A 10,197-nucleotide genomic window follows, 5' to 3' on the forward strand; every position below is an offset into this window, starting at 1 on the left:
GAAGAGAGACGAACGCCCATGACCGAACTGCCCCTCATCACCCACTGGGTCGACGGGGCTCCCCTCCGGGGAGCCTCGACCCGCACCGCGCCCGTCTTCAACCCCGCCCTCGGCGCCGTCGCGAAGAACGTGATCCTGGCCAGTGCCACCGACGTCGACACCGCCGTCGCCTCCGCCCACGCCGCCTATCCGCTCTGGCGCGACACATCCCAAGCCAAGCGCCAGGGCGTGATGTTCAACTTCCGCGAGCTGCTGAACGCGCGCAAAGGCGAGCTGGCCGACATCCTCACCGCCGAACACGGCAAGGTCACCTCGGATGCGCTCGGCGAGATCGCGCGCGGCCTCGAGGTCGTCGAGTTCGCGCTCGGCATGCCGCACCTGAGCAAGGGCGAGTACTCCGAGAACGTGTCCACGGGCGTCGACGTCTACACGCTGCGCCAGCCGCTCGGCGTGGTGGGCATCATCAGCCCGTTCAACTTCCCCGCCATGGTGCCCCTCTGGTTCTTCCCGATCGCCATCGCCGCCGGCAACACGGTCGTGCTCAAGCCGAGCGAGAAAGACCCGTCCGCGTCGAACTGGATGGCTGCCCTGATGACCGAGGCCGGCCTGCCCGCCGGTGTGCTCAACGTCCTGCACGGCGACAAGGAAGCCGTCGACGCCCTGCTCGTGCACCCCGACGTGCAGGCGATCTCGTTCGTCGGCTCCACGCCGATCGCGCAGTACATCTACGAGACGGCCGCCCACCACGGCAAGCGCGTGCAGGCCCTCGGCGGCGCGAAGAACCACATGCTCGTGCTGCCCGACGCGGACCTGGACCTGGCCGCGGATGCCGCGGTCAACGCCGGCTTCGGCTCGGCCGGTGAGCGCTGCATGGCAATCAGCGTGGTGGTGGCCGTGGAACCGGTCGCTGACGACCTGGTCGCGAAGATCACCGCACGGCTGAGGGGCCTCAAGGTGGGCGACGGCATGCGCGGATGCGACATGGGACCTCTAATCACGAAGGTACACCGCGACAAGGTGGCCTCCTACATCGACCTCGCCCAGACCGACGGAGCCGAGGTCGTCGTGGACGGCCGCGGCATCGAGGTGGACGGTGACGCGAGCGGATTCTGGCTCGGCCCGACCCTCTTCGACAGGGTCAGCACGGACTCGGACGTCTACCTCGACGAGATCTTCGGCCCGGTGCTCTCCATCGTGCGGGTCGCCAGCTACGCCGAGGGGCTCGACCTGATCAACCGCAGCCGCTACGGCAACGGCACGGCCATCTTCACCAACGACGGCGGTGCGGCCAGACGGTTCCAGAACGAGGTGCAGGTCGGCATGGTCGGCATCAACGTGCCGATCCCGGTGCCCGTGGCCTACCACTCGTTCGGCGGCTGGAAGGACTCCCTGTTCGGCGACGCCAAGGCCTACGGCCCGGCCGGGATCGCCTTCTACACCCGGGAGAAGGCCATCACGAGCCGGTGGCTGGACCCGAGCCACGGCGGCATCAACCTGGGCTTCCCACAGAACGCCTAGGGGATGAGGGCGTGCTTGGCCTGCACGCGGGCGGCCTCGGTGCGGAGCACCTCCAAAACGGTGCGCACGGCGAGGCGCTCGGCCCGGTCGGGGCGCATCAGCGCCACGATCTGGCGTTCGGCGTCCACCCCGCGCAGCGGCTTGAGCACGAGCCGGCCCGGCTGGTCGCCGCCCCAGGTGTACCGGGGCACCAGGGCGATGCCGAGGCCTGCCACGACGAACGCCTCGATCACTCGCAGGTCGGCGAACTGCTGGGCGACGGTGATCTGGCTGCCGGCCTTCTGCTCGATCTGGTGCAGGATGCGCTCGAACGGGTAGCCGGTCGGCGCGCCGATCCAGGTCTCGCCGATGACGTCCGCCGGAGTGATCCACGACCGGGAGGCCAGCCGGTGGTCGGCCGGCACCCCGACGTCGAGCGGCTCGGTCATCAGCGGGACCACCGTCAGGCCCCGACCGCCCCAGGGGAGCTGGCCGCGCAGGCTGTAGGCGAGCACGATGTCGTACTCCGCCGTGAGCGCGGGGAAGTCGCTCAGTTCCGGGTCCTTATCGGTGCAGGTGACGACGAGTCCGGGCACGGCGGCGATGGCCTTCACCGCGCCCGGCAGCAGCATCTCGCCCGCGGTCGGAAACGTGACCAGGCTCACCTCGCCGGTGGCGTCGTTGCGGAACTCGTCCCAGACCGCTCGGGCGCGGGCGAGGGCGACCGCGACATCCGTTGCGCTGCGGGCCAGGGCGCGGCCGGCATCCGTCAGAATGAGGCCGCGACCGCTGCGCTCGGTGAGCGGCAGGCCGGCCTCGCGTTCGAGCACTTTCAGCTGCTGCGAGACAGCGGATGGCGTACGGTGCGTGGCGCGGGCAACCTCAGTGATGCTGTGGCGTTCGGCCAGTTCGCGGAGAAGTTCGAGTCGTTGGACATCCATGTAGTAACGCTACACACTCCGTGCAGAACTATGCGATTGTGCTGCAAGGTTAAAGATGATGAACTATCTACGTCGAACTCGTGCAATGGTGCCTCCGTCTCCCCGACACTCAACCCCATTTCCCGAAAGGTACGACCGTGTTTGTTCTTCTCGCCGTTCTCGTTCTCATCGTCATCTCCTCCGTCGTTGCCGTCGTCGTCGACGTGCACAAGGACGGATTCCGCCGCGTTCCCGAGCGCAAGCTCGTTCGTATCTTCTAGAGCAACGCCTGCTTCAGGTTCACCGACCGGCCGATGGCCTAAAGTTGGTCCTGTGACGGACACACGCCAGCAGCTCATCGCCCACATCTCAGCCGAGGCCGTTTTTCACGGGGACTTCACCCTGACCAGCGGCAAGAAGGCGACGTATTACGTCGACCTGCGCAAGGTCAGCCTCGACCACCGCGTCGCCCCACTGATCGGCCAGGTCATGCTCGACCTGATCGCGCACATCCCGGATGTCACCGCGGTCGGCGGCATGACCATGGGCGCCGACCCGGTGGCGGCGGCCATCCTGCACCAGGGCGTGGCCCGCGGGGCCGCGTATGACGCCTTCGTCGTGCGTAAGGAGCCCAAGGACCACGGCCGGGGCAAGCAGGTCGAGGGACCTGATCTCGCCGGCAAGCGCGTCGTCGTGCTCGAGGACACGTCCACCACGGGCGGTTCGCCCCTGGCGGCGATCGACGCGCTCCTCAAGGTCGGTGCGATCATCGCCGGCGTAGCCGTCGTGGTCGACCGAAACACCGGCGCGCGCGAAGTGATCGAAGCCGCGGGCTACCCCTACTACGCCGCGATCGGCCTTGAGGACCTGGGGCTGAACTAGTGCCCGCAGACGAGGTGCCCGGCGAGGACGGAATGAAGTGGCTGGCATCTCAGCTCGGTGACGGTGCGCGCCCGGCCCTGCCGGATGAATATTCGCCCCGCCAGTCGCCGCGGTGGCCGAGAACCTCCCGCATTGTTCCACCGGCACCCGCCGAGCCGTCGACCCATACCGGCGTCTTCCTCTGGGGGCTCAAGCCGACCTCCCAGCCTGACCCTCGGCTCGCCAAGGGTGCCGCGGCTCGGGCCGCCGCTGCTGCGGCTGGTCCTGCTCCGGCGCCTCCGGCCGCTCCTGTGCCTTCGTCGGGAGCGACGCCTTCGGCTGGAGCGACGCCTTCGTCTGCGGGGCCGGCCAATGTGACAGGAACCGTGCCGATCACGACCGCTGCCCTGTTCGTCCTGACGCCCGCAAACCCGGCGCGTGCTGCTTCCGCAGTCGGTGCCGCTGCTTCCGGTGCTGCTTCGTCTGCCGAGTCGACTGCGGCCGCGTCCTCGTCTGCGGCCGCGTTTTCCGAGCTCCAGCCGGCCGCGTTCGCGCCCTCGGCCGCTGTCAGGTCGGCCGCTTCGTCCGCCGCGCTCACGGCTGACTCGGCCTCGGAACTGACGCCCGCCGAAACACGCTCGGCCTCAGCTTCGCGGCCCACCCCGTGGGCGCCCGACGCGTCGGCACCGGCACCTCTGGCACCCGTCGAGGCTCCCGCGCCCCTGCCGGTGCCCGGCGGGACCGGGCCGGACGAGTCTGACCGGAGCGGCGGCATCCGTTCGGAGAAAGCCGATCTCGCACCGGCGCCGTGGTGGACCACCGTCACGCAGTCACCGCTCGAGCTGACCGCCGAGGAGATTGCGGCCGCCGATCTGCTGGCCGGGCGCACGCCGCCTGCTCCCGACCCCGAGCCGGCCGCGCTGCCGGCTCCGGTCTCCGCCCGCGGCCGTCTTCGCGCACGACTGGCCGCGTCGCTGTCGGTTCCGGCCCCGCTCGCGGGCCAGGCCCGCGACGCCGCCGGGATCGCTGGAGCCGAGGCACGAGTTGCGGCGGGAGCCGCGGCCGTTGTTGCCGCCTCGGGTGCCCCGTTAGCCGCGGCAGCCATCCCGGCGCCGAAGACAGCCGTCCGAGCACCGGACGCCCGTGCAGGCACACGGCTGGCCGAGACGGCGGCGCAGGCCTCGGCTGCGGCCCGCGCCGCGCCCACCGCACCGCCGGCCCACCTGTCCGGCGCGCCCGTGTCCGCCGCCACTGCTTCCCCCGAACCCGCACCAGCCGGGGCGGGGGCCGGTACCCACGCCGGTGCGAGTACTGCTGCCACCACTCCGCGGCCCGCGTCGGGCCCGACGAGTCCGTTCGGCGCGGTATCCCCGCGCCCCTCGTCGGGCACGAACTCCTCGTCGGGCGTGGCCACTCCGGTCGGAGCGAACGGCCGGCGTTCCGCCGTGGACGCGGCGCTGTCCGGTGCCGGTGCCGCGCGGCCTGCCTCGGCCGGTCGCCCGCCCGGAGGCAGCCGCCCCGGCAGACCCCGGCTTCTGATCTGGAGCGTCGGCGGCCTGGTGCTCGTGCTCGCGCTGGCGGCACTGTTCTTCCTCGGGCAGAGCCTGGCCGGCGGCGACCCTGCCCCCGTTGCGGTGGCCACGTCCAGCGCCACACCTGCCCCGAGCGCCACCCCGAGTGCGGCGCCGTCGGCGCCGCCCGAGGCCACCGGCCCGCAGCCGGTCGGCGTGCACCAGTGGGACACCCTGTTCGGCGGCGAATGTCTGCAGCCGTACGTGACACCCTGGGAAGAGGAGTTCACGGTCGCCGACTGCGCCACCCCGCATGCAGCTCAGCTCGTGTACCGCGGTGTGTTTGCCGGGGATGCCGCCACAGCCTTCCCTGGCGAGGCCGAGCTGGCCGGGCAGATCAACCTGCTCTGCAGCGCGACCGGCGTCATCGACCTGGCCGCGGCCTCGGCCTACGACGACGTGCAGGTGCAGGGTAGTTACCCGATCACCGAGGAACAGTGGTCCGATGGCGGCCGCTCCTACTACTGCTTCGTGAGCCGGGCCTCCGGCGAGCCGATGAACGCGAGCATCGCGGGCCCCGGACCGGGACCCGCCGCATAACCGTTCCGGAGCATCCGTCACCGACGTCTGCCGCCCGGCTGCGACGGGAGCGACCGAACCTAGATCGCGTCGGACTCCACGGGCTCCTTGGAGACCAGCTCGTGCACGCCGGAGAGGATCTCGTCCGGGCGGAACGGGTAGCGGTGCACCTCAGCGTCGTCACTGATGCCGGTCATCACGAGAATGGTGTGCAGCCCGGCCTCGATCCCGGCGATGATGTCGGTGTCCATCCGATCACCGATCATGGCCGTGTTCTCCGAGTGCGCGCCGATCTTGTTCATCGCCGAGCGGAACATCATCGGGTTCGGCTTGCCCACCACATAGGGCTCCATGCCGGTGGCCTTGGTGATCAGGGCCGAGATCGCACCCGTGGCGGGCAGGGGGCCGTCCGAACTGGGGCCGGTCGCATCCGGGTTCGTCGAAATGAAGCGGGCACCGTTCAAGAGCAGTCGGATCGCCTTGGTGATGGCCTCGAACGAGTAGTTGCGGGTTTCGCCCACCACCACGTAGTCCGGGTTCGTCTCGGTCATGATGAAGCCCGCCTCGTGCAGGGCGGTCGTGAGCCCGACCTCACCGATCACGAAGGCGGTGCCGCCGGGTGCCTGGGAGCGGAGGAAGTCGGCCGTCGCCAGCGCGGAGGTCCAGATGCGGTCTTCGGGCACGTTCAGGCCCGAGGCGCGCAGGCGGGCACTGAGGTCCCGGGGGGTGAAGATCGAGTTGTTCGTGAGCACCAGGAACGGCGTGCCGGCGTCGCTCCACTGCTGCAGCAGCTGCGCCGCTCCCGGCAACGGACTGTTTTCATGCACGAGCACGCCATCCATATCGGTGAGCCAGCATTCGATGTCTTCGCGGCGTGTCATTGGGTGCTCCCTCGGTTCGGGAACAAGCCTAGCGGCGCGAGGTTTCCGGACGGTTACGAGGTGAGCCAGATCGACCGGGCCGCCGCAGACGACAGCCGACGGATTCCGCCGCCAGGTAGCCGCACCACGCCGGGTTCGAGAACGGTGAGCCGGGTTCCCGGGCCGACCCGGTGCACGGCAAGGTCGCGCAGGATGTCCGGGTCGCGGTCGCTGATGCGCACGACCTCCCCGACGTGGCCGGGTGCGGCCTCGGCCAGCAGGATGGCGTCCGGCCGGGTCAGGCTGCCGTCTTCGGCCGGGATCGGGTCCCCGTGCGGGTCGGCCGACGGATTCCCGAGCCGGTCGTCGATCGCCGCCAGCAGCCGGTCCGAGATCGAATGCTCGAGCACTTCCGCCTCGTCGTGCACCTCGTGCCAGTCGTAGCCCATCTCCCGCACGAGCCGGGTCTCGACCAACCGGTGCCGGCGCACCACCGCGGTTGCCCGCAGGAAACCGGTCCGGCTCAGGGTGAGCGGCCCGTAGGGGACGTGCTCGATCAGGCCTCCGGCGGCGAGCTTCTTCACCATCTCGGTGACCGACGACGGCGCCACCCCCAGCCGCGCGGCCAGCACCGAAGGCGTGATCGGACTTGGCTGCCATTCGGTGTGCGCGTAGATGGTCTTGAGGTAGTCCTCGGCCGCGGGTGTGGGGTGTTTCATCACGCCCCGGTGAACACGAGCACGAGCAGCACCACGTTCAGGGCCACCAGAAGCAGGGCGCAGACGGCCCCGGCGACCGTCGTGTACCAGCGGTTGGCATGTTCGCCGAGCACTCCGCGCTGCATGGTGAGCCAGACCAGGGGGATCAGCGCGAACGGGATGCCAAACGACAGGACGACCTGGCTGAGCACCAGGGCCTCGGTCGGGTCGAAACCCACGCCCAGGATCAGCAGCGCGGGAATGAGGGTGACCACGCGGCGCGCCAGCAGCGGCACGCGCACGTGCAACAGGCCGTGCATGATCTCCGCGCCCGCGTACGCTCCGACCGAGGTGGACGCCAGCCCGGAAGCGAGCAGCCCGACCGCGAACACCGTCGCAATCACGGGCCCGAGGGTTGCCTCGAGGGCGGCGTGGGCGCCCTCGAGCGTATCGGTCCCGGCGACGCCCTGCAGAGCGGATGCCGCAAGCAGCAGGATCGACAGGTTCACCGTGCCGGCGATGGCCATCGCGATGGTGACGTCCCATTTGGTGGCCCAGAGCAGGCGTCGCGTTGCCGGGCCGCCCGCCACGACGGGGAATCGGTCCCGGGTGAGCGCGGAGTGGGCGTAGATGGCGTGCGGCATGATCGTCGCGCCGAGGATGGACGCGGCCAGGAGCACCGAATTCGCGCCCTCGAACCGCGGCACGAGGCCGGCGACGACACTGCCGGCATCCGGCGGAGCGAAGAACACCCCGGCCGCGAAGCCCACGGTGATGATGAGCAGCAGTGCCACGATGACGCGTTCGAAGGTGCGCGGGCCGCGGCGGGTCTGCACCGTGAGCACGATCATCGAGATGACCCCGGTGATCACGCCGCCGGCGAGCAGGGGGAGGCCGAAGAGTAGGTTCAGGGCGACCGCGCCGCCGATGATCTCGGCCAGGTCGGTGGCCATGGCCACCAGTTCCGCCTGCACCCAGTAGAGGCGGCGGGTGAGCGGGCGCCGAATGCGTCGCCCGAGGATTTCCGGCAGACTCGTGCCGGTCACGATGCCGAGCTTGGCCGAGAGGTACTGGATCAGCCAGGCCATCACGTTGCCGGCCACGACCACCCAGACCAGCAGGTAGCCGTAGCGGGCGCCGGCCGTCATGTTGCTGGCGACGTTGCCGGGGTCGAGGTAGGCCACGCCCGCGACGAGGGCAGGGCCGAGCAACCAGAGCAGGTGAGAGGATGCCACGGTGGCGATCTCCGGGACCGGCTTCCTCGCATCCGTGCGCATGTTGTTTTTCGCCACACCGGAAGGATAGGGCAGATTTAGGTGCGCCGAAAGATCAGCGTCTGTTTGGGCGGCTGGGCACAGCAACGTTTCGGCGCGGTCGTGCGTTTGAGTACGCAAGCAGAGTGAGGAAACGGGTTCACGGTCGGTGGGGCCGAGGCCTACGTGCGGCGGGCCATCCTCAGCGGCTACCTCGACGAGGGCCGGAAACGCACCCCTGTGGAACCGGATCGCCCACCTGGCCTCGCTGACGCTGAACTGACGCTACTCCTCGCGCAGGTCCTCGGGGATCGTGGTAATGGGCACGGCACTCGTGCCGCGGGTGCGCATCGTCTCGCGGCCGGCCTTGTAGAGCTCGGACAGGATCGGCACGCCCGAGAGCAGCACGATGCCGATGATGAAGAATTCGGAGTACTTCGCCACGAACTCGATCTGGCCCAGCAGAAATCCGACGAGGGTGAGGCCGACACCCCAGGCGAAGGCACCGACCAGGTTGAAGAGCACGAAGGTGCGGTATTTCATCCGGCCGACGCCGGCGGCGACCGGCACGAACGCACGGAACACAGGCAGGAAGCGGGCGATGATGACGGCCTTGCCGCCGTGCTTGGCGAAGAACGCGTTGGTGCGTTCCACGTTCTTCGGGTTGAACAGGCGGTTCTGTTCGCGGGCGAAGACGGCGGGACCGGCCTTGCGACCGATGTAATAGGCAAGCTGGTCGCCGGAGAACGCGGCGATGAAGATGACCAGGCAGGTCACCCAGATCGGGAACGGCACATCCCCGGTGGCGGTGAGCAGTCCCACGGTGAAGAGGAGCGAGTCTCCGGGCAGGAAAGACAAGACGATGAAGCCGGTCTCGACGAAGACGACGCCGGCGACGCCCAGCAGCACGAACGACCCGAACCAGCCGATCAGCCATTCCGAGTCGAGAAAGTCGATACCGAAGAGCGTGGGATGCATGGTGCTGGTTCCTTCCGGGCGGGGTGCGAGCCGGCGAAACGCGAACCCTGCAGGCCAGAGTACCCGACGGCATGCCCGGCACGCCCTGCGGTGCCCGGCGGGATACGGTGGACCGGTGCAAGAACCGCAGAACCCCACGCCCGAACTGTCCACCCACGGCGTCGGACCCTGGGCCGGAGAGTGGCCCGAGGAGTCGTTCTACGACCGCGAGCTGCTCGAGCGTGGCGACACGCGCAACGTGATCGACCGCTACCGCTACTGGAGCATGGCCGCGATCGTCGCCGACCTCGACGAGAAGCGGCATCCGTTTCACGTCGCCATCGAGAACTGGCAGCACGACATGAACATCGGCTCGATCGTGCGCAGCGCCAACGCGTTCGCCGCCGACACGGTGCACATCATCGGGCGCAAGCGGTGGAACAAGCGCGGGGCCATGGTCACCGACCGGTACCAGCACGTGCTGCACCACCCGGATGTCGCATCCTTCGTCGAGTGGGCCGCCGCCGAGACCGTGCCGATCATCGCCATCGACAACGTGCCCGGCAGCGTGATCATCGAAACGTTCCGCTTCCCCGAGCGCTGCGTGCTCCTGTTCGGGCAGGAGGGTCCCGGCCTCTCTCCCGAAGCGATCGAGGCAGCGGATGCCGTCGTCGAGATCAGCCAGTTCGGCTCCACCCGCTCGCTCAACGCGTCGGCCGCCGCGGCCGTCACCATGCACAACTGGGTGTTGCAGCACCGGTTCTGAGCGGGCATTTCACCACCCGCCGATCCCTCCACAATCACGGCCTGATCGGGTTATCCACAGGGTGCCTGTGGGTGGGCGGATGCCGCGGGCAATGTCGGTGGGTGCCCGTAGCGTGTGTGTCATGAAGCCCTCATTCATCGAAGAGCAGGAGGCCCTCGGGGAGTATTTCGAGGCGAACGCGGCGGCGGTGATGCTCGCGGCGTTGAGCCTGCAGGGGCTGGGGGAGGAACGCACCCTGACGCAGCTCACGGCGGATGTGTTCGCCGACATCATCCTCGACGGGGTCACCCCGTCC

Annotated in this window: 10 protein-coding genes; 5 read left to right on the forward strand and 5 right to left on the reverse strand. The window is 69.3% G+C overall.

Features of this window, described 5'->3' with window-relative positions:
• Positions 1-18 precede the first annotated feature (18 nt).
• Entirely contained in the window at positions 19-1,518 is a 1,500-nt protein-coding gene (locus tag E3O22_RS04080) for a CoA-acylating methylmalonate-semialdehyde dehydrogenase (RefSeq protein ID WP_134393635.1), read from the forward strand.
• Here the strand turns inward: E3O22_RS04080 and E3O22_RS04085 are convergent.
• A complete protein-coding gene (locus E3O22_RS04085) occupies positions 1,515-2,438 on the reverse strand; it encodes a LysR family transcriptional regulator (protein ID WP_134393634.1) in 924 nt (307 codons plus the stop codon). The genes E3O22_RS04080 and E3O22_RS04085 overlap by 4 nt on opposite strands.
• 137 nt (positions 2,439-2,575) lie before the next feature.
• Between E3O22_RS04085 and E3O22_RS16550 the strand changes: the two genes are divergently transcribed.
• The 3 genes from E3O22_RS16550 to E3O22_RS04095 all read left to right on the forward strand — a co-directional run bounded on the left by E3O22_RS16550 (position 2,576) and on the right by E3O22_RS04095 (position 5,389).
• The gene (locus E3O22_RS16550) at positions 2,576-2,698 is read left to right on the forward strand and encodes a hypothetical protein (protein WP_255408580.1); all 123 of its coding nucleotides are present in this window, start codon (positions 2,576-2,578) and stop codon (positions 2,696-2,698) included.
• A gap of 52 nt (positions 2,699-2,750) precedes the next feature.
• Entirely contained in the window at positions 2,751-3,299 is a 549-nt protein-coding gene (pyrE, locus tag E3O22_RS04090) for an orotate phosphoribosyltransferase (RefSeq protein WP_104170664.1), read from the forward strand.
• Between the two features lie 365 nt (positions 3,300-3,664).
• Positions 3,665-5,389 carry a hypothetical protein gene (locus E3O22_RS04095; RefSeq protein WP_134397074.1) on the forward strand — a complete coding sequence of 575 codons (1,725 nt, stop codon included), beginning with the start codon at positions 3,665-3,667 and terminating at the stop codon, positions 5,387-5,389.
• A 59-nt stretch (positions 5,390-5,448) separates the two neighbouring features.
• Here the strand turns inward: E3O22_RS04095 and E3O22_RS04100 are convergent, their stop codons facing one another.
• The 4 genes from E3O22_RS04100 to E3O22_RS04115 form a co-directional block, all read right to left on the reverse strand.
• Entirely contained in the window at positions 5,449-6,249 is an 801-nt protein-coding gene (locus E3O22_RS04100; protein ID WP_134393873.1) for an HAD-IIA family hydrolase, read from the reverse strand.
• A 53-nt stretch (positions 6,250-6,302) separates the two neighbouring features.
• Positions 6,303-6,947 carry a metal-dependent transcriptional regulator gene (locus E3O22_RS04105; protein WP_134393872.1) on the reverse strand — a complete coding sequence of 215 codons (645 nt, stop codon included), beginning with the start codon at positions 6,945-6,947 and terminating at the stop codon, positions 6,303-6,305.
• Positions 6,947-8,203, reverse strand: coding sequence for an Nramp family divalent metal transporter (locus E3O22_RS04110; protein ID WP_134393954.1), 1,257 nt, complete (start codon positions 8,201-8,203; stop codon positions 6,947-6,949). The genes E3O22_RS04105 and E3O22_RS04110 overlap by 1 nt, the downstream gene beginning before the upstream one ends.
• A 261-nt stretch (positions 8,204-8,464) precedes the next feature.
• On the reverse strand, positions 8,465-9,157 hold the full coding sequence (locus E3O22_RS04115; RefSeq protein ID WP_134393871.1) for a DedA family protein: 693 nt from the start codon (positions 9,155-9,157) through the stop codon (positions 8,465-8,467).
• Between the two features lie 115 nt (positions 9,158-9,272).
• Here E3O22_RS04115 and E3O22_RS04120 point away from each other — a divergent pair, with 115 nt between their 5' ends.
• Complete coding sequence (locus E3O22_RS04120) at positions 9,273-9,902, forward strand: RNA methyltransferase (protein WP_134393870.1); 630 nt, start codon at positions 9,273-9,275, stop codon at positions 9,900-9,902.
• The last annotated feature ends 295 nt before the right edge of the window (positions 9,903-10,197 follow it).

The sequence above is a fragment of the Cryobacterium sp. TMT2-18-2 genome (assembly GCF_004402245.1).
GTDB lineage: Bacteria > Actinomycetota > Actinomycetes > Actinomycetales > Microbacteriaceae > Cryobacterium > Cryobacterium sandaracinum.

What these genes read in the sequence shown, in the direction of transcription:
- E3O22_RS04080 (WP_134393635.1), top strand. Translation starts at nt 19, where the DNA reads ATGACCGAACTGCCCCTCATCACCCACTGGGTCGACGGGGCTCCCCTC.
- E3O22_RS04085 (WP_134393634.1), bottom strand. Translation starts at nt 2,438, where the DNA reads ATGGATGTCCAACGACTCGAACTTCTCCGCGAACTGGCCGAACGCCAC.
- E3O22_RS04100 (WP_134393873.1), bottom strand. Translation starts at nt 6,249, where the DNA reads ATGACACGCCGCGAAGACATCGAATGCTGGCTCACCGATATGGATGGC.
- E3O22_RS04105 (WP_134393872.1), bottom strand. Translation starts at nt 6,947, where the DNA reads ATGAAACACCCCACACCCGCGGCCGAGGACTACCTCAAGACCATCTAC.
- E3O22_RS04110 (WP_134393954.1), bottom strand. Translation starts at nt 8,203, where the DNA reads ATGCGCACGGATGCGAGGAAGCCGGTCCCGGAGATCGCCACCGTGGCA.
- E3O22_RS04115 (WP_134393871.1), bottom strand. Translation starts at nt 9,157, where the DNA reads ATGCATCCCACGCTCTTCGGTATCGACTTTCTCGACTCGGAATGGCTG.